This is a genomic window from Rathayibacter sp. VKM Ac-2754, assembly GCF_009807095.1.
Taxonomy (GTDB): Bacteria; Actinomycetota; Actinomycetes; order Actinomycetales; family Microbacteriaceae; genus Rathayibacter.
In genome coordinates this window covers 613,368-636,313 of record NZ_WUCC01000001.1, presented here as the reverse complement: position 1 = coordinate 636,313, position 22,946 = coordinate 613,368, and the positions used below count along the sequence as shown (strand labels likewise).

Genomic DNA, 22,946 nt, shown 5'->3' with positions numbered 1-22,946 from the left:
TAGATTGGCGGGACCGTCGTCGAAGGAGCACCCGTGCACGATCACCACGTCCGCGTCCACCGCAGCGACGAGGAGCTCCCGCGTCACGGGCAGCTCGCCCACGCGCTCGCCGAGGTCGCCGCCGATCCCGTCGAGGTCGATGCCGACGTCGCCGAGATGGTGGTCAACCGCGTCATCGACAACGCCGCCGTGGCCGTCGCCTCCCTGCTCCGCCGCCCCGTCGTGGCCGCCCGGTCGCAGGCCCTCGCGCACCCCGCCTCGATCGGCGGCGACGGCGCGAACGTGGTCGGAGTCGACCCCGCCCGCCGCGTCTCGCCCGAGTGGGCGGCGTGGGCCAACGGAGTCGCGGTGCGCGAGCTCGACTACCACGACACGTTCCTCGCGGCCGAGTACTCGCACCCCGGCGACAACATCCCGCCGCTGATCGCGGTCGCCCAGCACGCCGGAATCGGAGGCGCGCAGCTGCTGCGCGGCATCGTGACCGGCTACGAGGTCCAGGTCGACCTCGTCCGCGCGATCAGCCTGCACCGGCACAAGATCGACCACGTCGCGCACCTCGGCCCCTCGGCCGCCGCGGGCATCGGCACGATGCTGGGCCTCGACGTCGGGACGATCGAGCAGGCGATCGCCCAGGCGCTGCACACCACGACGGCGACGAGGCAGTCGCGCAAGGGCGAGATCTCGAGCTGGAAGGCGTACGCCCCCGCCTTCGCAGGCAAGGCGGCGATCGAGGCCGTCGACCGGGCGATGCGCGGCGAGACCAGCCCCTCGCCGATCTACGAGGGCGAGGACGGCGTGATCGCCTGGCTGCTCGACGGGCCAGAGGGCTCGTACGACGTGCCGCTGCCCGATGCGGGCGAGTCGAAGCGCGCGATCCTCGACACGTACACGAAGGAGCACTCGGCCGAGTACCAGGCGCAGGCGCTGATCGACCTCGCCCGCCGCCTGCACCACGCGCACCCCGAGGCGGCCGACCCCGAGCGCGTCGAGCGGATCGTCATCCACACGTCGCACCACACGCACTACGTGATCGGCTCGGGCGCGAACGACCCGCAGAAGTACGACCCCACCGCCTCGCGTGAGACGCTCGACCACTCGGTGCCCTACATCTTCACCGTGGCGCTGCAGGACGGCGCCTGGCACCACGAGCGCAGCTACGCGCCCGAGCGCGCCGCCCGCCCCGACACGGTCGCGCTCTGGCAGCGCACCACGACCGAGGAGGATGCGGAGTGGACGCGCCGCTACCACTCCGTCGACCCCGCCGAGAAGGCGTTCGGCGCGCGCGTCGAGATCGTGCTCACCGACGGCACGACGATCGTCGACGAGATCGCGGTGGCGGATGCGCACCCGCTGGGCGCCCACCCGTTCACGCGAGAGCAGTACATCGCGAAGTTCCGCACCCTCGCCGAGGGCGTCGTCGAGAGCGACGAGATCGAGCGCTTCCTCGCCCTCGCGCAGCGCCTGCCCGAGCTGACCGCGGAGGAGGTCGGGCGCCTCACGGTCGTCGCGGCCCCCGGCGTGCTCGCCTCGGTGGAGTCGCCGCGCGGGCTGTTCTAGCGGACGGCCCGCTCAGAGCAGCGCGTCGGTCAGGTGGTCGGGCGTGCCGAAGCGGTGCGCGGTGATCGAGACGGCCTGCTCGCGGACGAACGGGAGCAGCTCCAGGCGCCCGGACTCGGTCGCGGGACCGGCGTAGACCGCGAGGTCGGGGCGTCCCTCGGTGACCGCGGTGACGGAGGAGGCGGGAGCGCCGAGCAGGCGGACCCGGCCGGAGCCGTGGGCGCGCACCCGCGCCTCCCACGCGGCGGAGTCCTCGACGACGATGCTCTCCGCGACACCGCCGAGCGCCGCCGCGAGCTGCGGTGGCAGTGCCACCGATGTCGAGATCGCCACCCGTGCCGAGGCCGTCGCCGCCGCGGACGCGACCATGGCGAGCGATCCGAGCGAGCCCGGTGAGGCCAGCCGCACCAGCACCGCGGAGTCGTAAGGCCGGTGCCGGAAGACGTTGCGCTCGGCCGAGAGGCCGGTGACGTCGCTGCTCCTCGAGAAGTGCGCGTCCCACGCCGCCGCGATGCTGCTCGCGGCCCGTTCGACCGACCCCGCCTCCGCGACCGGCAGCTCGGCGCGAGCCGCCATGACGAGAGCGGCGGCGCGGGGGCTCGCGGGCGTCGTCGCCGCCGATGCCGCGGGAACCCACGAGCCCAGGGCGAGCAGGTAGTCGGGGCCGCCCGCCTTGGTGCCCGGGCCGACCGCCGACTTCTTCCAGCCGCCGAACGGCTGGCGCTCGACGATCGCGCCGGTGATGCCGCGGTTGACGTAGAGGTTGCCCGCCTCGGTCGTCTCGAGCCAGGTGCCGATCTCGGCCGGGTCGAGCGCGTGGAGACCGGAGGTGAGGCCGTAGTCGACGTCGTTCACGACCGCGATGGCGTCCTCCAGCGAGTCCGCGGTCATGATCCCGAGCACCGGTCCGAAGTACTCGGTGCGGTGGAACTCGGAGCCGCGGCGCACGCCGTCGCGGACGCCCGGGCTCCACAGCATCCCCGAGGCGTCGAGCCGGCGCGGCTCGAGCAGCCAGGTCTCGCCCGCGCCGAGCGTGGTCAGCCCGCGCAGCAGCTTGCCCGCGGCCGGCTCGATCACCGGACCCATCCGGGTGGCGGGGTCGGTCGGGGAGCCGACCGTGAGGGAGGCGACCGCGTCGAGCAGCTGCGCGCGGAACCGCTTCGAGCGAGCGACCGAGCCGACGAGCACGACGAGCGAGGCGGCCGAGCACTTCTGGCCGGCGTGGCCGAAGGCGCTCGAGACGACGTCCTTCACCGCGAGGTCGAGATCGGCCGACGGAGTGACGATGATCGCGTTCTTGCCGCTCGTCTCGGCGAGCAGCGGCAGATCGTGGCGGAAGGAGCGGAAGAGCTCTGCCGTCTCGTACGCGCCGGTGAGGATCACGCGATCGACGGAGGGGTGCGCGACCAGGTCGCGGCCGAGCTCCTCCTCGGGAAGGCGGAGCAGCAGCAGCGCCTCGCGCGGGACTCCGGCGGCCCACAGCGCCTCGGCGACGACCGCACCGCAGCGCGCGGTCGGCCCGGCGGGCTTGAGTACCACGGCCGAGCCGGCGGCCAGTGCGGCGAGCACGCCTCCGGCCGGGATCGCGACGGGGAAGTTCCACGGCGGAGCGACGAGCGTGAGCTCGGCGGGAGCGAACCGGGCGCCGTCGAGGTCCTCGAGCTCGCGGGCGCGCTCGGCGTAGTAGTGCGCGAAGTCGATCGCCTCCGACACCTCCGGGTCGCCCTGGTCGATCGTCTTGCCGGCCTCGGCCGCCATCACCTCGAGCAGGTCGGCGCGGCGCGCCTCGAGCTCGTCGCCGGCGCGGTGCAGGATGCGGGCGCGCTCGTCGGCGGGCACGGAGCCCCAGCCGGAGGCGCGGGTCGCGGCGATCCCCGCCTCCAGCTCGTCGCGGGTCGAGATCGTGGCCGCGGTGATCGCGTCGGCCCCGAGCCGCGACGACGGCACGCGCGCCAGGATCTGCGTCGCCCACTCCCGGTTCGCCGCGACGGACGGGTCGGTGTCGGGCGTGCTGCGGAAGTCCCCGAATCCCGGGCGCCCCGACGCGGCGAACCGGTCGGCGACCCGGTGCGCGGGTGGCACCGCCCCGTCGAGCGCGGTGACGGAGGCGCGGAACCGCGACTCCTCCCGCGCGAAGAGCGCCTCGTTCGACTCGAGCTCGAAGACGGCCGACATGAAGTTCTCGCTCGACGCCCCCTCCTCGAGCCGGCGGATGAGGTACGCGATCGCGACGTCGAACTCGGCCGGCGCGACCACCGGCGTGTAGAGCAGGAGCGACCCGACCGTGCGGCGCACCGCCTCCGCCTGGCCCTGCGCCATGCCGAGGAGCATCTCGTACTCGATGCCGTCGCGGACCCCGCGCTCGCCGGCGAGCAGCCACGAGTAGGCGACGTCGAAGAGGTTGTGCCCGGCGACGCCGAGGCGGACGTTGCGGATCCGCTCGGGGTGCAGCGCGTAGTCGACGACGCGCTTGTAGTGGGTGTCCGAGTCCTGCTTCGTGCTCCAGGTGGCGAGCGGCCAGCCGTGCACCGAGGCCTCGACCTGCTCCATCGGCAGGTTCGCGCCCTTGACCAGGCGCACCTTGATGCCGGCGCCGCCGCGGGCGCGACGGGCGGCGCTCCACTCCTGCAGGCGGATCATCGCCGCCAGCGCGTCGGGCAGGTAGGCCTGCAGCACGATGCCGGCCTCGAGGCTCGAGAACTCGGGGCGGTCGAGCAGGCGGGTGAAGACCGCGATCGTGAGGTCGAGGTCCTTGTACTCCTCCATGTCGAGGTTCACGAACTTCTGCGGCGACGCGGCCGCGGCCCGCGCGAACAGCGGAGCGAGCTCGTCGACGATGTCGTCGACCGCCGCGTCGAACGCCCACGGGTTGTGCGGGGCGACTGTCGAGGAGACCTTGATCGAGACGTAGTCGACATCGTCACGGGCGAGGAGGCGGTGGGTGCCCTCGAGGCGGCGCTGCGCCTCCGCCCGGCCGAGCACGGCCTCGCCGAGCAGGTTCATGTTGAGCCGCACGCCCTCGCGGCGGATCTTCGCGATCGCCGGGCCGAGCCGCGAGTCGGTCGCGTCGATGATGAGGTGGCCGACCATCCGCCGCAGCACGCGCCGCGCGATCGGCACGACCACGTCGGGCAGCAGCGGAGCCATCACGCCGCCGAGCGCGACGGCCCCGCGCATCGGGGCGGGGAGGAACGCGGGGACCCCGCCCGCGATCGAGCGGAGCGCCGCGGCGGCGACCCGCGTGTCCTCGGGCCGCACGACTCCGTCGACGAAGCCGACCGTGAAGTCGAGGCCGGACGGGTCCTTCAGCACTCCCGCGAGCTGCGTCCCGGAGGCGTCCACCGGGATCTGCGCGGCCTCGCGCAGCCAGCGGCGCACCAGGGCGACGCTCTCGTCGACCAGTCGCGGGTCGACGGAGTCGGGGGAGGGTCCGGTCGGGCGGGCGGGGGCGGCGAGGTCGGTCACGGGGATCTCCTTCAGGGGCGGTGACCTCAGTATTCGTCCGCTGTACCGTTGAGCAGAAGCGATCGTTCCTTACCGGTACCGGTCAGCTGAAGTGATCGATGGGAGTCTCCGATGCTCGACGTCCGCCGCCTCGTGCTGCTGCGCGAGGTCGCCATCCGCGGCACGCTCGCCGCCGCCGCCGAGGCCCTCGCCTACAGTCCCTCCGCGGTGTCGCAGCAGCTGAGCGTGCTCGAGCGCGAGACCGGCGTCGAGCTGCTGCGCAAGGTCGGGCGGCGGGTGCAGCTCACCCCGCAGGCCGAGATCCTGGTCGAGGCGGCGGGCGAGGTGCTGGCGCTGCTCGAGCGGGCGGAGGCGGCGCTCGCCGCGTCGGGCGAGTCGGTCACGGGCCGCGTCCGGGTCGCGGTCTTCCAGTCGGCCGCGCTCGCGCTGATGCCGGGCGCGCTGCGGGCGATCGCCGAGCGCGCGCCCGAGGTCCGGGTCGAGATGGTGCAGCGCGAACCGGAGGGGGCGCTGCACGAGACGTCGTGGGCGCGCGAGTTCGACCTCGTCGTCGCCGAGCAGTACCCCGGCCACTCGGTGTCGTGGCTGCCGGGCCTGGTGCGCGCCGACCTCACGACCGACGCGATCCGCCTCGCGGTGCGCCGCGACTCCGCAGCGCTCTCGTTGGGCGACGTGCGCGACGCCGCCTGGGTGATGGAGCCGCGCGGCACCGCCAGCCGCCACTTCGCCGAGCAGCTCTGCCGCGTCGCCGGCTTCGAGCCCGACGTGCGCTTCGAGACCGCCGACCTGCAGGCGCAGATCCGCCTCGTCGCCTCCGGCAACGCCGTCGCGCTGATGCCCGACCTGGTCTGGGCCGGCGAGACCCCCGACTGCCGCCTGCTCGACCTGCCGGGCCTGCCCCGCCGCACGATCTTCACCGCGCAGCGGGAGGCGGGACTGGCGTCGCCGGCGGTGCGGACGTTCCGCGAGTGCCTGGCCGATGTCGCCGACGCGCACGCCTCGGCCTGACCAGTCAGGCGCTCGCCGCCTCCGGCGCCGGGATCGCCGCGAGCAGCGCCCGCGTGTACGGGTGCTGCGGGTCGTCGAAGATCTGCGCCGGGGTCCCCGACTCGACGATGCGGCCCTTCTGCATGACGTGCACGGTGTGCGAGATCATCCGCACCACCGCGAGGTCGTGGCTGATGAAGAGGTAGCTCACCCCGAGCTCGCGCTGCAGGTCGGCGAGCAGCGCGAGGATCTGCTCCTGCACGAGGACGTCGAGGGCCGAGACCGCCTCGTCGAGCACGACCAGCTCGGGCGAGAGCGCGAGGGCGCGGGCGATCGCGACGCGCTGCAGCTGCCCGCCCGAGAGCTGGCGGGGCAGCTTCGCGGCGGTCTCGGGAGGCAGTGCGACCTGCTCGAGGAGCTCCTCCACGCGCGCCCGCCTCGTCGACGGGTCTCCGATGCGGTGCAGGAGGAGCGGCTCCTCGATGGAGCGGAAGACCGTGTACCGCGCGTCGAACGAGCTGTACGGGTTCTGGAAGACCGGCTGCACGTGGCGCCGGAAGTCGGTCAGGTCGGCGCCGCGGAGGTGCGCGACGTTCCGCCCGCGGAACTCGATCGCGCCGGTCGTCGGCTCCTCGAGCCGCAGCACCAGCTTCGCGGTCGTCGACTTGCCCGACCCCGACTCGCCGACGACGGCCACCGTCCGCCCGCGCGGGATGTCGAACGACGACGACTCGACGGCGGTGAAGGGCTTCGCGCGGCCGAGGCCCGAGCGCACCGGGTACTGCTTGCCGACCTCGCGGAGGGTGACGAGGGGCGCCTCCGTCTCCCGAGGAGCCTCCGCCACGAGCCGCTCCGAGGTCAGGTTCGGCGCCGCGGCCAGCAGCCGCTGCGTGTACTCGTGTGCCGGGTGGCGGAGGATCTGCGCCGCGTCGCCCTGCTCGACGACCTCGCCGCGGAACAGCACGAGCACGCGGTCGGCGCGCTCGGCCGCGAGCGCGAGGTCGTGGGTGATCAGGATGACGGCCGTCCCCATCCCGGCGGTCAGCTGCTCGAGCTGATCGAGGATGCCGCGCTGCACGGTGACGTCGAGCGCGCTGGTCGGCTCGTCGGCGATGAGCAGGCGCGGCCGGCAGGCGAGGCCGATCGCGATGAGCACGCGCTGGCGCATGCCGCCCGAGAGCTCGTGCGGGTACTGGCGCGCCCGCCGCTCGGGCTCGGGGATGCCGACCATCTCGAGCAGCTCGATCACGCGGGCCCGCGTCTCGGCGCGACCCGCCCGGCCGTGCACGAGCAGTGCCTCGCCGATCTGCGCCCCGATCCGCTGGAGGGGGTTCAGGTTCGACATCGGATCCTGCGGGACGAGACCGATGCCCGCCCCGCGCAGGGCGGTCATCCGCTTCTCGGTCGCCTGCGCCAGATCCTCGCCCTCGAACAGGATCGAGCCCGAGGCGATCCGGCCGTTCTCGGGGAGGAGGCGGTTGATGCTCGCTGCCGTCGTCGACTTGCCCGAGCCCGACTCGCCCACGATCGCGATCGTCTCGCCGGCGTGCAGATCGAGGTCGAGGTGGCGCACGGCCTCGATCTCGCCCGCCGGCGTGCCGAAGGCGATCGTCACATCCCGCAGCGAGAGGAGCGGCTCGGCCACTACAGGGCCTCGGCGGTCTCGAGCTCCCACGACGACTCGATCTCGGCGAGGTCGACGACCTCGCCGAACGACCAGGCGATGCCGAACAGGGCGTAGTGGTTGCGCTCGGCCGTGAACTCGGCGACCGCGTCGCGCACCACGTAGGTGCCGTAGTCGCGCTGGCCGGCGTCGCGGGCGGTCGACTCGACGCAGATGTTGGTCGTCACTCCGCAGATCACGACGTTGCGGATGCCCATGCCGTTCAGCACGGGCTCGAGGCGGGTGCCGTAGAAGGCGCTCGGGCGCGACTTGTCGATCACGATCTCGTCGGGCCGGGCCTCGAGCTCGGGGATCAGCTCGATCTCGTCTGTGCCGGCGCCGAGCGAGTTCGACGCGATCCGCTCGGCCGCCTTCGCTCCCCGGACGGGGCCGAAGTCGACCATGCCGGGCATGTAGACGTAGCGGGTGAAGATCACCGGCACTCCCGCGGCGCGGGCGGCCTTGACCAGGCGCACGGTGCCGGGGATGGCGTCGCGCAGTGGCGTGACGTCGATGCCCGAGCGGCCGAGCGAGTCGTCGTTGTCGAAGAAGGCGCGCTGCATGTCGACGACGATGAGGGCGGTGCTCTCGCGGGGGATGGTGGTCATGTGATTACTCCTGATCAGACGTGGTTTCTCAGTTGAAGACGATCATGCCGTCGGGTCGCGGGGTCCAGTCCAGGCCCTGCGCGACTCCGTACGTGTAGGTGTCGGTGAACAGCGGCGCGTAGTAGGTGTTCTCGTCGACCAGCGCCGAGATCTGCGCGAAGTCGTCGGCGCGGGCGGTCTCGTCGGCCTCACCGGTCTCGTCGGCGAGCAGCTGGTCGATCGCCGGGTCGGAGCTGTAGCCCTGGCCGCCGGTCTTCAGCAGCATCGTGAGCGGCAGGTCCGCGTCCATCACCGACGGCGCGAACGCGTAGAGGTAGAGGCCGGGCAGCGCGGCCGAGAACCAGTTGCCGCTGAAGGTGTTCGCCTCCTGGCCGTCGAGCTCGATCGTCAGGCCGACGTCCTCGAGCTGGCTCGCGATCGCCTGCGCGATCTGGTCGATCTGCGGGAGCCCCGCGGTCGGGTACGAGAGCGTGATCGGGCTGCCGTCGTAGCCGGAGGCGGCGATGAGCTCGCGGGCGGCGTCGGCGTCGGTCTCGGTCGCGGGCAGCGACTCGTCGTAGCCGAACGAGACGGGGGCGATGAGCTGCGCGGTCGGAGTGACGGACCCGTTGAGCAGGTCGTCGCTGATCGCGTCGCGGTCGATCGCCAGGTCGACGGCCTCGCGGACCTCGGGGTCCGAGAGCCACGGCGCGGTCGCGTTGAAGCCGGTGTAGAGCACCCGGTTCGACTCCTGCTCGACGACGTCGACGGTGCCGGAGCCCTCGACCGCGGCGACGTTCGAGGGGCCGAGGAGGGCCAGGTCGAGATCGCCCGACTGCACCGAGTTGGCGCGGGTCGTCTCGTCGGGGACGGGCTGGAAGACGACCTCCTGGTACGCGCCCGCCTCACCCCAGTAGTCGTCGTTGCGCTCGAGGGTGATCGAGTCGCCGTTCACCCACGAGGCCACGGAGTAGGGGCCCGAGCCGACCGGCGCCTTCGCGAACGCGTCGGCGCCCTCGGCCTCGTAGACGGCCTTCGGCACGATCGGCACCAGGGTCACCTGGCGGTCGAAGGGCGCGAACGGTGTGTTGAGGGTGAAGGTGACCTCGTTCTCGCCGGTCACGGCGACTGTGTCGATGGCGGTCATGTAGCCACCGAGGTTCGAGGCGGGGTCGGCCATCGCGGTCTCGTAGGTGAAGACGACGTCCTCCGGGGTGACGGGGCTGCCGTCCTGCCAGGTCGCGTCGTCGCGCAGGGTGAAGACCCAGCTCGTGAGGGAGTCGTCGTGGGTCCACTCCGTCGCCAGGCGCGGCGAGACGGTGCCGTCGGCGTCGACCTGGGCGAGCTGGTCGAACACGTTGTAGAAGATGTTCAGAGCCGGCAGCTGGGTGTCGTAGAGCGGATCGAGCGACGACGGCTCACCGGTGAGGGCGACGGTGATCGACTCGGTGTCGGTGGCCGAGGCGGAGCCGTCGTCGAAGCTCGCGCAGCCGCCGAGGGCGAGGGCGGCGGCGCCGACGAGAGCGACGGCGGCGAGCGTGCGTCGGGGGTGTGCAGGGGTCACGGGAGGGGCCTTTCGGGTGGGGGAGGGGGTCACGGGCGCGGGCGGGCGCCCTGCGAGGCGAACTGGACGCCTCCGATGACGAACAGGATCATCAGGGCGGGCAGGAGGGTGAGCGCGGGATCGGTCTGGAGGTACTTCTGGCCCTCGTTGATCATCAGACCGAGGCTCGGAGTGGGCGGCTGGATGCCGAGGCCGAGGAAGCTCAGCGACGACTCGATGGTGATGACCACTCCGATCTCGAACGCGGCGAGGATCAGCACCTGGGGGAGGACGTTGGGCAGCAGGTGCTTGCGGACGATCCACCAGCCCCCGCCCCCCGCGGCCGTGACGGCGCTGACGAAGTCGCGCTCGCGCAGCGACACCGCGAGCGAGCGGGTGACCCGGCCGTAGCCGACCCAGTTGGTGAGACCGAGCAGGGTCACGAGCAGCAGCGGGCTCGAGCCGAGCGCCGCGACGAGCACGATCAGCAGGAGCACGACCGGGATGGCGAGCTGCACGTCACCGACGGCCATCAGGACGCTGTCGAGGCGGCCGCGCCGCCAGCCCGCCACGAGTCCGATGCTCAGCCCGACCAGTGCGCTGATCGCGACCGCGCCGAACGCGACGAGCAGCGACACCCGAGTGGCGACGGCGAGGCGGCTGAGGGTGTCGCGCCCGAGCGCGTCCGTGCCGAGCAGGTGCGCGGGGTCGGTGAACGCCGGGGCGCGACTGCCCGCCAGATCCTGGGAGTAGGGGTCGAAGCCCGGGAGGAACGGCACGACGACCACGACCAGCGCGACGATCGAGAGCATCACGACGGCGATCGCCACCGAGGGCCCCGGGAGCCGAGCGGCCGCGAGCTGCCAGCGCGTGCGCGTCCGGATCGTCTCGGTGGTCACGACAGTCTCACTCTCGGGTCGAGGACCGCGTAGAGCAGATCCACGACCAGGTTGATGACGATGAACAGCAGGGCGATGACGACGACTCCGGCCTGCACGATCGGGTAGTCGCGCTGGGTCACGCCCTGCACGATCAGGCGCCCGAGGCCGGGCCAGTTGAAGACGGTCTCGAGCACCACGAGCCCACCGACGAGGACGCCGAGGTTGATGCCCGCGACGGTGATGATCGGCAGCAGCGCGTTCGGCAGCAGATGCCGGATCACGATCCGCCCGTTCGAGACGCCCTTGGCGCGGGCCGTGCGCACGAAGTCGAGCGAGCGCGTCTCGTCGAAGGAGGCGTTGAAGAGGCGGAGGTAGAGCGCCACCTCGAACGTCGCGATCGTGATCACCGGGATCACGTAGCTCGCGTAGGAGGTGCGGCCGAGCGCGGGCAGGAGGCCGAGGCCGACCGAGAAGACCAGGATCATCAGGATCCCGAACAGGTACGGCGGGACGGCCTGCCGGAGGGTGGCGGCCCAGAGCATCACGGTGCGGAGGCGGCGGTCGCCGGTCACCTCGGCCAGGACGGCGAGGCTCGTGGCGAGGACGAAGCCGATCACGAACGAGGTGATCGCGAGCTCGAGGGTCGCGGGCAGCCGGTCGAGCACGAGGGCGAGCGCGGGCTGCCCCTGCCGGATCGACTCTCCGAGATCGCCGCGGAGGATGTCGGCGAGGAACGCGCCGTACTGCACGATCAGCGGGCGGTCGAGCCCGAGGGCCTGGCGGACGTCGGCGACGTCCTGCGCGGTGGCCTGGTCGGGGAGCATCAGGCGGACGGGATCGCCGGTCATCCGGGCGAGCACGAACGCGAAGGTGAGCACGGCGAGCAGCGTCAGGACCGCCCTGACGGCGCGCCGGCCGAGGAATCGCAGCACGGCCGTCACCTCCTCTCGTGGGCCGGGACGGGTGCCCGGTCGATGAGTCAGGAGCGTAGGAGCCGCGGTGACGCCCGCTGATTGCGGCGGCGTGAAGCTTGGATTGCGCAGCCCTCGATCGCCGCCGTGGCGCGGATCGGGGCGGTGTCCGCCACTCGGCGCGCGTGTCGGCGGAGATCCAGATGCGGCCGCTCCCCCCCTGCTGGTCGAGTACGCCCGCTGCGCGGGCTGCGGGCTCGATCAGCGAGGATGGGCGGAGGCGGCGGAATCGGGAGGCGGATTCGTGAGTGGGGGTCGCGCAGGAGGCGAATCCGGGGCGGGAAGCGCGTGATCACGCGGATCCGCGGCCCTCGCGAACGGCGCGAGAGCGCCTCCGCCCGACCGTCGTGGATCCCGCCACCGGCGCAATCCGGATTCAACATTCGACTGTCAGGATCGTGCCCGACCCCGCCGTGCTCTTCTGACCGAAAGGACTTCTGCGCCATGAGTCTCGAGACCTACTCGCCCGATCCGCAGCTGCTCCGCCAGGCCTTCTCGCACTTCCCGTCCGGAGTCGCCGCCTTCGCCGCGGAGGTCGACGGGAACCTCGAGGGGATGGTCGCCTCCTCCTTCTCGGTCGGCGTCTCGATGGACCCGCCGCTGGTGATGTTCGCCATCCAGAACTCGTCGACCACGTGGCCGGTGCTGCGCGCGGCGGGTCGTCTCGGCGTCTCGGTGATGGGAGCCGGCCACGACGGCGCGGCGCGGCAGCTCGCCTCCCGCAACAAGGCCGGCCGCTTCGAGGGCCTCGAGATCGAGAAGAGCGAGGCGGGCGCCGTCTTCGTGCACGGGTCGCCGCTCTGGCTCGAGTGCTCGATCTTCCAGGAGATCCCGGCGGGCGACCACCACGTGGTGCTGCTGCAGGTCACGGCCCTGCACAACGACGAGACGATCGAGCCGCTCGTGTTCCACGGCTCGGCGTTCCGCCACCTCCGCTCGGTCGCCTGAGCCCGAGGGCCGGCGGTCAGCCGGTGCTCACGTGCACCGTCTCGCCCTCGAGGACGAACCGGAGCGCGCTGCCCTCCGAGAAGGCGTCGCGCAGCTCGTCGGGCTGCGCGGCGGTGACGATCAGCTGCGCCACTGCGGGGAACGGGCCGGCGGTGCAGCCGCTGTACGACACTCCGCTGTAGGCGAGCCCGCCGTACGCGTCGCCGTCCGACGTGGCCGACTGCAGGACGTAGATGCACGAGCCGCCGTCCTCGCCGCTCGGCTGCTTCAGGACCCTGAGCCCGTGGAAGTCCTCGGAGACCAGGGAGTCGGCCAGGCCGCTGTTCACCCAGCCCGGGACGTCGCCGCTGTTCGTCAGCGTCAGGGTCGCCACCTCCCGCCCCGGCGGGCCCGAGCGATCGGCCACCCAGGCGGTGACGCCGGCGGTCGCTCCGGCGGCGAGCAGCGCGCTGGCGAGGATCGAGGCGGTCCAGAGCAGGGCGATCCGCCGGCGGGGTGCAGGAGGGGGAGCGGAGTCGGCCTCCGGTACTCCGCTCTCCTCCGGCGGTGATGCAGCGGGCTCCTGTCCAGCCGGCCGCTCCTCGTCCGGGCGCTCGCCCGCCTCGAGAGCGCGGAGGCGGGCGAGGGCCTCGGGATCCCGGTCGATGTCGGGGGCTCGGCCGTAGGCCCGCCGTCTCAGCTCGGCGAGCTCGTCCGGTCGCGGTTGGTCCATGCTCCGGATTCTGACAGCGGCGCCACCCGTTGTGGTGCGGGTGGCAGCAGTCCCGAACGCGGAGAACCACCTAAGATCGCCCCGCGCACTGAGAGGACCCGCCGTGCCCTTCGCCGACCAGCTGATCGACTCCGGAACCGCCGACGACCTCGCCGCCGCCGTGGCGCTGGTGTCGCCGCCCGGTGCTCCCGCGCTGGCGGCTGCCGGCGCCCGCCTCGCCGGCCTCGCGCTCCGGGAGCGCGCCGACCTGCTGCGCGACGCCCTGCTCGCGGACGTCCCCGGGAGCTACGCGGATCTGGCGTCGGTCGTCCGCGCGGCGCGCTCGGCGACTCCGACCTTCCGCGGCTGGATGATCTGGCCGGTCACCGCGGCGGTGGCGAGCAGGGGCGTCGCCGACGACTCCTTCGACGACGCGCTGGCGCTGCTGGCGGAGCTGACCGGCCTCCTCACCTCCGAGTTCGCGATCCGCACCCTCCTCCGCCACGACCTCGACCGCGCGCTCGGCACGATCGCGACCTGGACGGCCTCGAGCGACGAGCACGTGCGCCGCCTCGCCTCGGAGGGCACTCGCCCGTACCTGCCGTGGTCGGTGCGCGTCCCCGAGCTGACGGGCCGGCCCGGTGTCACCGTGCCGATCCTCGACGGCCTGTACCGCGACGAGTCCGAGTACGTCCGCCGCTCGGTCGCCAACCACCTCAACGACCTCAGCCGCGACGCCCCCGAGCTCGTCACCGCGACGGCCGCGCGCTGGCTCGCGGACCCCGACGAGCACACGGCGCGGGTCGTGCGCCACGGCCTGCGCACGCTCGTCAAGCGCGGCGACCCGGGTGCGCTCGCTCTGCTGGGGTTCGCCTCCGCGGGCGACGCGCTCGAGATCGACGGACCGCACCTCGACCGCACCGTCGTCGCGATGGGCGAGTCGGTCGAGTTCCGCGCGAGCCTCCGCAACACCGGCGTCGCCGACCTGCGGCTGGCCGTCGACTACGTCGTGCACCACCGCAAGGCCAGCGGCGGCCAGACCTCGAAGACCTTCAAGCTGACGACCGCCAGCGTGCGTCCGGGGGAGATGCTCGAGGTGCGGCGCGCGCACTCGTTCCGGGCGATCACCACGCGCCGCTACTACGCCGGCCTGCACGCGATCGCCCTGCAGATCAACGGCGTCGAGACGGAGCGCGCGGTCTTCGAGCTCGTGGGGGCGTGACGCACCGGGCTTTCGCGACGCGCGCCTCCCGTCAGCGCAGGTCGCGCAGCCGCACCGCCGGCAGCAGCGCCAGCGCCGCGAGCGCCACCCCGGCGGCGACGGCGGACAGCGCGAACACCAGGGGCAGCCCGAGCGAGTACGACTCCGCCTCCGACGCGCCCTCCCGTGTCAGCACCGAGAGCCGGGCCGACAGTGCCGCGCCGTAGCCGACGAGGCCGACGGTGCCGCCGAGGGTGAAGAAGAACACGATCGCCGCGCTCACCGAGCCGGTGCGGCCGAGCGGAGCGACGGTCTGCGCGGCGAGCACCAGGTTCTGCAGGGTCATGCCCAGACCGGCGGCCAGCAGCAGCGCGCCTCCCAGCGCCAACGGGAGGGGAGCGAACGGCGCCAGGGCGAGCGCCGCGTTCCCGAGGAGCATCGCCGACGCGGCCAGCAGCAGCACTCCCTTGAGACGGCCGGTCCGGGTGATGCGGCGGCCGGCGGTCCAGGAGGCGACGACCGCGCCGAGCGCCATCGGCGCGAGCAGCAGGCCGGCCGGGGCGGGGTCGATGCCGAGGCCGATCTGCAGGTACTGCGTGACGAAGACCGACCCTCCGAACAGGGTGGAGCCGAGCAGCAGGGCGGCCGACGCGCAGACGAGCGTCACCCGGCCGCCGAGGAGCCGCAACGGGATGATCGGCGCGGCGACCCGCAGCTCGACGATCACGAGGGCGATCAGGGCCGCGGCGCCGAACGCGCCGAAGCCGACCAGGGCGACTCCGAACGAGCCCTCGCCCAGCAGCGTCAGCGCGATCAGCGAGGCGGGGATCCCGGTCGCGATCAGCAGGGCACCCGCGTAGTCGGTCCGGCCGCCGCGCGGCGATACCGGGAGGCGCACGTGCAGGGAGGCCGTCAGCACCGCGAACGAGGCGACGGCGAGGGGCAGCGCCACGACGAAGCACCAGCGCCAGCCGAGGGTCTGCACGACCAGGCCGCCGACGATGGGGCCGAGGATCGTCGCCGAGGTCTGCAGCGCCTGCAGCGATCCGTTGACGCGGCCGCGCTCGCGCAGCGGCACGAGCAGGGCGACGGCGGCCATCGAGACGGCGGCGGTGCCTCCGAGGCCGATGCCCTGCAGCGCCCGCGCCGTCAGCAGCACGGCCGTCGACGGGGCGAGCGCGGCGAGCAGCGAACCCGCGATGAAGACCGCGATCGCGCTCTGCAGGATCCGCTTCGGCGCGACCAGGTCGGCGAGGCGACCCCAGAGCGGAGTCGTCGCGGTGTTGCCGAGGATCGTGGCGGCCACCAGCCAGGTCGAGAGGCCGGCGGCTCCCTCGAGGGAGCGCATCACGGTGGGGATGCTGGTCGCGACGATCGTCGCCGAGAGGCCGGCGACGAACTGGGCGATCATCAGGCCCGCGAGCGGCGCGCGCACCTCGCGCGCCAGGGCCGGTGCGGCGACTCCCGCGGTCACGACCCCAGGCCGGCGCCCGCGAGGACGGCCGCGGTGAACTCGCGAGGAGCCCTGGCGGGGAACTGGCCGCTCACCGGCATCTCGACGACGCGGGTGCCGGGCATGTCGGTGAACTCGATCGGGATGTCGAGGGTCATCCGCGCCCACGGCGGGCGCAGCACGGTCAGCTCGACGCCTGCCTCGACGAGCGCGAGGTTGTCGGCCCAGGTCGTCGCGCGGCCGCGGAACACCGCGGGGTAGATCGAGTTGTAGCGCTCGAGGTTGCCGAGGGTGTCGGCGACGCAGCCGATCAGCGCGCGCGGATCGTCGGTGCCGTAGAGGCCGATGTTCTTCTGCCACAGGTACTGCAGCACGGCGCCGTCGGCCGTGACGGGCAGCTCCGGCGCCCAGTTCTCGGCCCAGTACTCGGTCGACTCCTCGTCGGGCTCCTCGAGGGCGTAGAGCACGGCGCGCCGCACGCGGCCGGTGCCGAGGAGCGACACCGCCAGCGCCGTCGCGAGCGAGCTGCCGGTCTTCATGCCGACGGGCACGAACTCGTCCACGCCGAGCGCGTCGAGCGCCTGCACGAGGATCCGCGCGTACTCGGCGAGCGGCTGATCGGCGGGCGCCGAGTCGCTCTGGCCGAAGCCGGGGGTGTCGAACGCGATCGTCGTCGCGTGCGTGCCGAGCGCCTCCAGGACCGGCTCGTAGACGGCGGAGGTGCGGGGCGACTCGTGCAGCAGCACGAGCGCCGGAGTGCCGGTGCCGCTCCTCCGGTAGTGGATCTGACCCCAGTCGGTGTCGACGTATCCGCGCATGGTGGCTCTCCTATCGGTCAGAACTCGAGCAGGTTGTCGCGCAGCTGGTCGAACGAGTACTCGCGGCGCGTGAGTCCGCGGCGCTGCAGCTCGGGCACCAGTCCGTCGCAGATCTCGGCGATGAAGCGGCGGGTGACGCCGCTGGTCGAGATGAGGAAGCCGTCTCCGCCGGCGACGCGCATCATCTCCTCGAGCTGATCGGCGACCGTCTCGGGAGTGCCGGCGATGACCGGGCCGTTGCCGACTCCGCGCGAGACCACGGCCTCGCGGAGCGTCTTCGTGGCGTTGCGCGTGACGAAGTCGCTGAGCTGCTGCGTGCCGTTCGTCTGCAGCTCGAGGGAGCCGAGCGGCACGTCGAGCGGGACCTGCGCGAAGTCGATGTCGGTCGACTTCGCCATCGCGGCGAGGTGCACCTCGATGTTCTCGGCGATGTCGTCGCGGCGCAGGCGCACGCGCTCCTCCGCCTCGGCCTGCGTGGATCCGACGATCGGGCCCACTCCGAAGAGCACCTTGATGTCGTCGGGGTCGCGGCCGAACGAGATCGCCGCCGCGCGGACCTTGTCGCGGTAGGCCTTCATCGACTCGGCCGTGGCGTGGATGGCGACGATGGTGTCGGCGTACTTCGCGGCGAACGCGATGCCGCGGGGCGAGCCTCCGGCCTGCGAGATCACCGGGCGGCCCTGCGGCAGCGGCCCCGTGTTGAGCGGGCCGCGGCTGGAGTAGTGGCTGCCGCGGTAGTCGGCCCGGCGCACCTTCGTGTGATCGGCCCAGTAGCCGGTGTCGGAGTCGGCGACCACGGCGCCCGGCTGCCAGGTGTCCCAGAGTGCGATCGACGCCTTCAGGAAGTCCTCGGCGACGTCGTAGCGCGAGTCGTGCTCGTCCATGCCGTCGAAGCCGTAGTTCTGCAGCGCGCGGTCGGAGGTGCCGGTGACGACGTTCACGCCCATCCGGCCCTTCGAGACCTGGTCGATCGACGCGGTGAGGCGCGCCAGCATGTACGGGTGGTAGGCGAAGGTGCCCGCCGTCGCGATGATCCCGAGCCGCTCCGTCGCCTGCGCCAGGAGGGTCGCGGTGACCATCGGATCCTGCCGCGGGGTCTGGAACGCGTGCTTGAGGTAGAGCTCCATCGAGTCGCCGTAGCGGTCGCCGACGAAGGTGTTGTCCTCGATCAGCACGTAGTCGAAGCGCGCCCGCTCCATCGCCCGCGCGAGGTCGACGAAGATCTCGGCCTGCTGCCACTGCGTGCCGATCGCGCCCGAGAACTCCTGACCCCAGGCGGGCACCGAGGTGCCGTTGAGGAACCAGCCGAGGTGGAACGGGGCGACCATCAGAACGCCGCCAGGTTCGCCTTGAAGGTGGGCTCGTCGTAGGAGGAGCGGATCAGGCCGCGGCGGCGGAGCGCGGGGGCGAGCCCGCTCGCGATCTCGTCGATGTAGCGGCGCGAGTGCGTGCGCACCGGCTCGCCGCGGACGAGGAAGCCGTCCCCTCCGACGAAGTCCACGACCTCCTCCATCTGCTCGGCGACGGAGTCGGGCGTGCCGACCAGCTTCACCGACTCGGACGACTGGCCCATCAGCGCCTCGCGGATCGTCTTGCCGGCGGCCCGCTTCTTGAACGATGCGAGCCCCGACTGGTGGCCGTTGGTCGTGACGTCGTCGGGCAGCGGCTGATCGAGGTCGAACTGCTTGAAGTCGACCTCGGTGGTGATCGACATGATGCCGAGGACCGTCTCGATCTGGTCCTGCGTGAGCTCGTAGCGGCGGCGCGCGAGCTCCTCGGCGTCGGCCTGCGTCTCGCCGAGCACCGGCTGGATGATGTACATCACCTTCACGTCGTCGGGGTTGCGGCCGTGGGCGGCGGCACGGGCGCGGATGTCGTCGCGGTACTCCTTCATCCCCTCCACTCCGCTGGGCTGCGAGAGCAGCACGTTGGAGTGCTTGGCCGCGAAGTCGCGACCGGCGGGGGAGCCGCCCGCCTGGCAGAGCACGGGGTGCCCCTGCGGGCCGGCGGGCAGGTTGAGCGGGCCGCGGACCTTGAAGTACTTCCCCTCGTGGTGGATGGGGTGCACCTTCGTGTGATCGGCGAGGACGCCGGTCTCGCGGTCGGCGACGATCGCGCCGGGCTCCCACGAGTCCCAGAGCGCCTTCACGACGGTGACGTACTCCTCGGCCATCGCGTAGCGCTCGTCGTGGGGGAGCAGGTGGTCGAGACCGTAGTTCTGCCCTGCGAGATCCTCGGAGGAGGTGACGATGTTCCAGCCGACCCGGCCCTTCGTCAGGTGGTCCATCGTGGCCATGGTGCGGGCGAGGATGAACGGCGGGTAGAAGCTGGTCGACATCGTCGCGATGAAGCCCATCTTGGAGGTGTGCTGCGCGAGCACCGGCAGCAGCGGCACGGGGTCGCCCTTGGGCGAGTGCAGCCCGTGCTTGAGGTCGTTCTCGGTCGTGCCGCCGTAGGTGTCGGAGACGAGAGTCGAGTCCTCGAACATCATGAAGTCGAAGCCGGCCCGCTCGAGCTGACGCGCCATGTCGATGTAGTAGTCGCCGTTCAGCCAGGTCGTCGGAGTGTCGGCCGCCCACGGACTCTTCCACGCGGGGGTCTTGAACGGGGTGAACCAGGCGAGATGGAACGGGGTGACCATGGGATCGGGCTCCTTCGGAAGTGTCGCGTGCCTGCGGCGGTGCCGGTGCCGCTGATCTGGAGGCCATTCCACAGGGCGCAGATTTCGCCGGGACCGCGGCGGGGTGCCGATCTGATTGCGCAGTGCCCGGGCGGGGGGATCGGGAGAGGATCGGGCGCTGACCGGGGGTTCTGCGGATCGGCGCGCGGGAATTCGCCGGGAGGCGGGTGCCGCCCGCGCGGGTCGCGTCGGCGCTCGCCGCGGTATCCGCCGGGCGGATCCGGTCGGAGCGCGTCGAGTCGCGGCCGCGAGCGAGGAGGCGCTGGGCGCGTCAGAACGGCGGTGGTGTCCCGGTGGAGCGGGGCGGCTGCGGTGAGGGTGCGAAGAGCGGATGCTCGCGGAAGGCGGGCCGGGCGGGTGCGGGCGGGAGGAGTGCGGGTGGTCGGGTGGTGACGTGGCGTCCGGTGGGGGTGGTCCAGTCGGCGGTGCCGTCGGCGTGGAGGCGGTAGGTCCAGCGGTCGCCGTGGCGGACGTGGTGGTGGGCGGTGCAGAGGCTGAGGAGGTTGTCGAGGGAGGTGTCGCCTCCGTTGCGCCATTCGAGGGTGTGGTCGGCTTCGGCGGTGGAGGCGGGGCGGGTGCAGCCGGGGAAGCGGCAGGTCCGGTCGCGCAGCTGCAGGTGGAGGCGCATCCGCGGGGGTGGGACGCGGTGGGTGCGGCCGACGGAGACGACGGCGCCGGTCTCGGGATCGGTGAGGACGCGGGTGAGGGTCGCCGCGACCCCGACGAGGTGGCGGGCGGTGTCGGCGGGGATGAGGCCGTAGCCGTCGAGATCGGCGGGCGCGTCGTCGACGCCGGCGGCGGTGCTCGCTGCCAGGGTCAGCCGCACCTCGGGGCGCACACCCGGAACGAAGGTCGGCGGCGCCTCGGTCCCGTCGCTGATCGGTGTCGTGCCGGCGACGTCGCCGTCGCAGAGCAGATCGGCGAGCGCGTCGGCGCGCAGCTGCGCGAGGGTCCGCTCGTCACCCTGAGCGGTATGAGCACCGCGAGCGACGTCGCCGTCGCTGTCGCGGAGCGTGCGGGCGATGCGGTCGAGGCGGCTGTACGCCGCGAGCGCGGCGGCTGCCGGAAGCAGGGCGCTGAGCGTGGCCATTCCGTCGATCTCGGGGGTGAGCCACACTCCGCGGTCCTGCTTCGCGCGCGTGTGCCGCTCGGCGAGCGGCTCGGTGTGCAGCTCGTCGCGGAGCCTGTCGAGCGCGCGGCGCAGCTGGGTCGGAGTCCTCGAGAGGGCGAGCTCGGTGGCGCGCTCGTCGAACTCGGCGAGCGACTCCTTCGGCAGCGACGCGGCGACCGAGCAGATCACCTCGCCCGCCCGCCACCGGATCCGGGCCGCTGCGAGCGCGGCGCGGGTGAGCGGCAGGTCCTCGACCAGCAGGTGGGCGCGCTCGAGCTCGCGCGACAGCTCCCACTCGGACACCCCTGATCCGTTGGCGAGCTCGGCGCGGAGCGAGCGCTCGACGAGGGTGTTCGACTCGCTGCTCGACAGGCCACCGCGGGCGAAGGAGAGGGGGATCGCGAGTGCCCGGTGGTAGACGTCGTACAGCCGTTCGGCGGATGCGAGGAAGTGCATCGACGCGTTGCGCGCGAGCCGGCCGACGTCGTCGGCGCCCTCGCGGATCGCGTCGAGTGACGCCTCCGCGGGTCTGGTCGGTGCTGCAACTGCCATACGGATATTGAAGCAGGGAGGACCGACATCGGAGCGGGCGCAGGGCCCGAACGGGACGACTCGCGGGGCGGGAGGGGCTGTGGAGGAGGCTTCGGGGGCGGGATGGCGGACGTTGCTAGGGAGGTGGGTCTCGATACGCCGCCTGCGGCGGCTACTCGACCAGCAGGGATGGCGGCGGGCGGAGGGCGGCGGGCGTCGGGGAGGCGTGGGCTCGTGGGCTCGGGCTCACGGGCGGGCCCCGTCCCTCGCTGATCGAGTAGCCGCGGCACGCGGCGTATCGAGATCCACCAGCTTCAGAAGGCGAGGTTCGAAGTCTCGTCCGCGGGCGGAGATGGGTCTCGATACGCCGCCTGCGGCGGCTACTCGACCAGCATGGATTGCGGTGGGCGGTGGGCGGTGGGCGGTGGGCGGTGGGCGTCGGGGAGGCGTGGGCTCATGGGCTCACGGGCGGGCCCCGTCCCTCGCTGATCGAGTAGCCGCGGCACGCGGCGTATCGAGATCCACCAGCTTCAGAAGGGCGGATTGGAAGCCTGATCCGCTGGCGGAGATGGGTCTCGATACGCCGCCTGCGGCGGCTACTCGACCAGCATGGAGGGCGGCGTGCGGCGGGGAGACAGCAGGGAGGGCGCGCTGGTCGCCCTCACGGCGCGGGAGGAGGACGCGGCGAGGCCGGCCGTCGCGGCGAGGTACGCGACCTGCAGGGCGGTCCGGGGGGCGAGCGTCTGCGACCACTCGAGGGGACCGCCCGAGTGAGCGAGGGTGTCGTTGGCGGGGGACGTCGCGACGAGCAGGGCCGAGAGGCCGGTCGCGGCCCAGGGGGTGAGGCGTGACGAGAGCATCGCTGTGGCACCGGCGAGCTCGAGCACTCCGGTGGCCGAGACGAGGAGCTCCGGCGCGGCCAGCCGCTCCGGCACCATCGCGATCATCTGCTCGCGTCTGCCGACGAAGTGACTGACGCCCGTGACGGCGAACATCGCTCCGACAGCGACGCGGAGGGAGGCGGCGACTCGCGGCCGCCGGTCGGGTGCGCGCAGGGCGGTCGCGCCGAGGGCGCTGCAGAAGGAGGCGGACAGGACGACGAGGGGGACCGCGGGGTACCGCGTGCCCCCGCCCGATCACACCGCCGCGGCCGCCTGCTCCCTCGACCAGGCCGCCGCCGCCGCGAGCTCCTCGGGGTCGACCGGCGCGGCGGCCCCGCCACCGGGCTGCGCCGCCAGCCACTCCTCGGTCGCCACCGGCACCGGGTGCTTGTAGTCGCTCGTGACGGTCGTGTACAGCGAGCCGCCGAGGCGCGCGACCGGGCGGTACTTCGCGATGTCGATGCGCCCGCTCGGGTCGAGGATCCCGTCGTCGGCGTGCACCGCGAGCACCTGGCCGAAGACCACGTTCGCGTCGTACACCTCGGTCTCGCGCAGCAGCACGCACTCGAGCGCCACCTTCGCCATCGCCAGGCGCTTCGGCCGGACCCTGGTCGAGTCGACGACCTCGAGACCGAGTAGCGCGGCCTCGTCGACCGACGGCGGGGTGATCGCCGCCGTCGCCGTCTCCACCTCGGCCTGTCCGTCGGTGACCAGGTTCACCACGAACTCGCCGGTCTCGCGGATGTTGTCGTGCGAGTCCTTCTCTCCGGTGAACGAGATCATCAGCGTCGGCGGATCCATCGTGACCAGGGTGAAGTACGAGAACGGGGCGAGGTTGCCCACTCCGCTCGCGCTCTCGGTGCCGACCCAGGCGATGGGTCGCGGCACGACCGCGTTCTTCACCATCCAGATGAAGTCGTGCGCCGCTCCGGTGTCGTCGGCGAGGTACATGCGTGCTCCTTCCTTCTCGATCTCTCG

The 22,946-nt window shown here is 72.6% G+C and carries 18 protein-coding genes; 4 read left to right on the top strand and 14 right to left on the bottom strand.

Features of this window, described 5'->3' with window-relative positions; translation table 11 throughout:
- Positions 1–33: 33 nt before the first annotated feature.
- Positions 34–1,557, top strand: coding sequence for an MmgE/PrpD family protein (locus GRS92_RS03190; protein WP_159853162.1), 1,524 nt, complete (start codon positions 34–36; stop codon positions 1,555–1,557).
- Between the two features lie 12 nt (positions 1,558–1,569).
- Here the strand turns inward: GRS92_RS03190 and GRS92_RS03185 are convergent, their stop codons facing one another.
- Positions 1,570–5,022 (bottom strand): bifunctional proline dehydrogenase/L-glutamate gamma-semialdehyde dehydrogenase, encoded by a 3,453-nt coding sequence (locus GRS92_RS03185; protein WP_159853160.1) that lies wholly within the window; start codon positions 5,020–5,022, stop codon positions 1,570–1,572.
- Positions 5,023–5,133: 111 nt separating this feature from the next.
- On the opposite strand from GRS92_RS03185, the gene GRS92_RS03180 reads away from it, so the two are divergent.
- On the top strand, positions 5,134–6,030 hold the full coding sequence (locus tag GRS92_RS03180) for a LysR substrate-binding domain-containing protein (protein WP_159853158.1): 897 nt from the start codon (positions 5,134–5,136) through the stop codon (positions 6,028–6,030).
- Between the two features lie 4 nt (positions 6,031–6,034).
- Here GRS92_RS03180 and GRS92_RS03175 read toward each other — a convergent pair whose 3' ends face one another.
- The 5 genes from GRS92_RS03175 to GRS92_RS03155 are packed head-to-tail and all read right to left on the bottom strand — an operon-like array spanning position 6,035 to position 11,615.
- Positions 6,035–7,654: an ABC transporter ATP-binding protein gene (locus GRS92_RS03175; protein WP_159853156.1), complete on the bottom strand. Its 1,620-nt coding sequence runs from the start codon at positions 7,652–7,654 to the stop codon at positions 6,035–6,037.
- Positions 7,654–8,280, bottom strand: a complete 627-nt coding sequence (locus GRS92_RS03170; RefSeq protein ID WP_159853154.1) for a cysteine hydrolase family protein — start codon at positions 8,278–8,280, stop codon at positions 7,654–7,656. The genes GRS92_RS03175 and GRS92_RS03170 overlap by 1 nt, the downstream gene beginning before the upstream one ends.
- A 28-nt stretch (positions 8,281–8,308) precedes the next feature.
- Positions 8,309–9,823, bottom strand: a complete 1,515-nt coding sequence (locus GRS92_RS03165; RefSeq protein ID WP_159853152.1) for an ABC transporter substrate-binding protein — start codon at positions 9,821–9,823, stop codon at positions 8,309–8,311.
- Positions 9,824–9,852: 29 nt separating this feature from the next.
- Complete coding sequence (locus tag GRS92_RS03160) at positions 9,853–10,701, bottom strand: ABC transporter permease (RefSeq protein ID WP_159853150.1); 849 nt, start codon at positions 10,699–10,701, stop codon at positions 9,853–9,855.
- Positions 10,698–11,615, bottom strand: coding sequence for an ABC transporter permease (locus tag GRS92_RS03155; RefSeq protein ID WP_159853148.1), 918 nt, complete (start codon positions 11,613–11,615; stop codon positions 10,698–10,700). The genes GRS92_RS03160 and GRS92_RS03155 overlap by 4 nt, the downstream gene beginning before the upstream one ends.
- A 483-nt stretch (positions 11,616–12,098) precedes the next feature.
- Here GRS92_RS03155 and GRS92_RS03150 point away from each other — a divergent pair, with 483 nt between their 5' ends.
- Positions 12,099–12,602 carry a flavin reductase family protein gene (locus tag GRS92_RS03150; protein WP_159853146.1) on the top strand — a complete coding sequence of 168 codons (504 nt, stop codon included), beginning with the start codon at positions 12,099–12,101 and terminating at the stop codon, positions 12,600–12,602.
- Positions 12,603–12,618: 16 nt separating this feature from the next.
- On the opposite strand, the gene GRS92_RS03145 is transcribed toward GRS92_RS03150, so the two are convergent.
- On the bottom strand, positions 12,619–13,314 hold the full coding sequence (locus GRS92_RS03145; RefSeq protein ID WP_159853144.1) for a hypothetical protein: 696 nt from the start codon (positions 13,312–13,314) through the stop codon (positions 12,619–12,621).
- A gap of 103 nt (positions 13,315–13,417) precedes the next feature.
- Here GRS92_RS03145 and GRS92_RS03140 point away from each other — a divergent pair, with 103 nt between their 5' ends.
- Positions 13,418–14,515, top strand: a complete 1,098-nt coding sequence (locus tag GRS92_RS03140) for a DNA alkylation repair protein (RefSeq protein WP_159853142.1) — start codon at positions 13,418–13,420, stop codon at positions 14,513–14,515.
- A gap of 31 nt (positions 14,516–14,546) precedes the next feature.
- On the opposite strand, the gene GRS92_RS03135 is transcribed toward GRS92_RS03140, so the two are convergent.
- The 7 genes from GRS92_RS03135 to GRS92_RS03105 form a co-directional block, all read right to left on the bottom strand.
- On the bottom strand, positions 14,547–15,968 hold the full coding sequence (locus GRS92_RS03135) for an MFS transporter (RefSeq protein WP_159853140.1): 1,422 nt from the start codon (positions 15,966–15,968) through the stop codon (positions 14,547–14,549).
- Positions 15,965–16,765 carry an alpha/beta fold hydrolase gene (locus GRS92_RS03130; protein ID WP_159853138.1) on the bottom strand — a complete coding sequence of 267 codons (801 nt, stop codon included), beginning with the start codon at positions 16,763–16,765 and terminating at the stop codon, positions 15,965–15,967. Before GRS92_RS03130 ends, GRS92_RS03135 begins: the two co-directional genes overlap by 4 nt.
- Positions 16,766–16,782: 17 nt before the next feature.
- On the bottom strand, positions 16,783–18,093 hold the full coding sequence (locus tag GRS92_RS03125; RefSeq protein ID WP_159853136.1) for an NtaA/DmoA family FMN-dependent monooxygenase: 1,311 nt from the start codon (positions 18,091–18,093) through the stop codon (positions 16,783–16,785).
- Positions 18,093–19,406: an NtaA/DmoA family FMN-dependent monooxygenase gene (locus tag GRS92_RS03120; protein ID WP_159853134.1), complete on the bottom strand. Its 1,314-nt coding sequence runs from the start codon at positions 19,404–19,406 to the stop codon at positions 18,093–18,095. Before GRS92_RS03120 ends, GRS92_RS03125 begins: the two co-directional genes overlap by 1 nt.
- 310 nt (positions 19,407–19,716) lie before the next feature.
- On the bottom strand, positions 19,717–21,108 hold the full coding sequence (locus GRS92_RS03115; protein WP_159853132.1) for an HNH endonuclease signature motif containing protein: 1,392 nt from the start codon (positions 21,106–21,108) through the stop codon (positions 19,717–19,719).
- A 575-nt stretch (positions 21,109–21,683) separates the two neighbouring features.
- Positions 21,684–22,142: a DoxX family protein gene (locus GRS92_RS03110; protein WP_268817134.1), complete on the bottom strand. Its 459-nt coding sequence runs from the start codon at positions 22,140–22,142 to the stop codon at positions 21,684–21,686.
- 81 nt (positions 22,143–22,223) lie between these two features.
- On the bottom strand, positions 22,224–22,919 hold the full coding sequence (locus tag GRS92_RS03105) for a flavin reductase family protein (RefSeq protein WP_159853128.1): 696 nt from the start codon (positions 22,917–22,919) through the stop codon (positions 22,224–22,226).
- Positions 22,920–22,946 lie beyond the last annotated feature (27 nt).

What these genes read in the sequence shown, in the direction of transcription:
- GRS92_RS03120 (WP_159853134.1), bottom strand. Translation starts at nt 19,406, where the DNA reads ATGGTCACCCCGTTCCATCTCGCCTGGTTCACCCCGTTCAAGACCCCC.
- GRS92_RS03105 (WP_159853128.1), bottom strand. Translation starts at nt 22,919, where the DNA reads ATGTACCTCGCCGACGACACCGGAGCGGCGCACGACTTCATCTGGATG.
- GRS92_RS03180 (WP_159853158.1), top strand. Translation starts at nt 5,134, where the DNA reads ATGCTCGACGTCCGCCGCCTCGTGCTGCTGCGCGAGGTCGCCATCCGC.
- GRS92_RS03170 (WP_159853154.1), bottom strand. Translation starts at nt 8,280, where the DNA reads ATGACCACCATCCCCCGCGAGAGCACCGCCCTCATCGTCGTCGACATG.
- GRS92_RS03150 (WP_159853146.1), top strand. Translation starts at nt 12,099, where the DNA reads ATGAGTCTCGAGACCTACTCGCCCGATCCGCAGCTGCTCCGCCAGGCC.
- GRS92_RS03145 (WP_159853144.1), bottom strand. Translation starts at nt 13,314, where the DNA reads ATGGACCAACCGCGACCGGACGAGCTCGCCGAGCTGAGACGGCGGGCC.
- GRS92_RS03130 (WP_159853138.1), bottom strand. Translation starts at nt 16,765, where the DNA reads ATGCGCGGATACGTCGACACCGACTGGGGTCAGATCCACTACCGGAGG.
- GRS92_RS03125 (WP_159853136.1), bottom strand. Translation starts at nt 18,093, where the DNA reads ATGGTCGCCCCGTTCCACCTCGGCTGGTTCCTCAACGGCACCTCGGTG.
- GRS92_RS03115 (WP_159853132.1), bottom strand. Translation starts at nt 21,108, where the DNA reads ATGGCAGTTGCAGCACCGACCAGACCCGCGGAGGCGTCACTCGACGCG.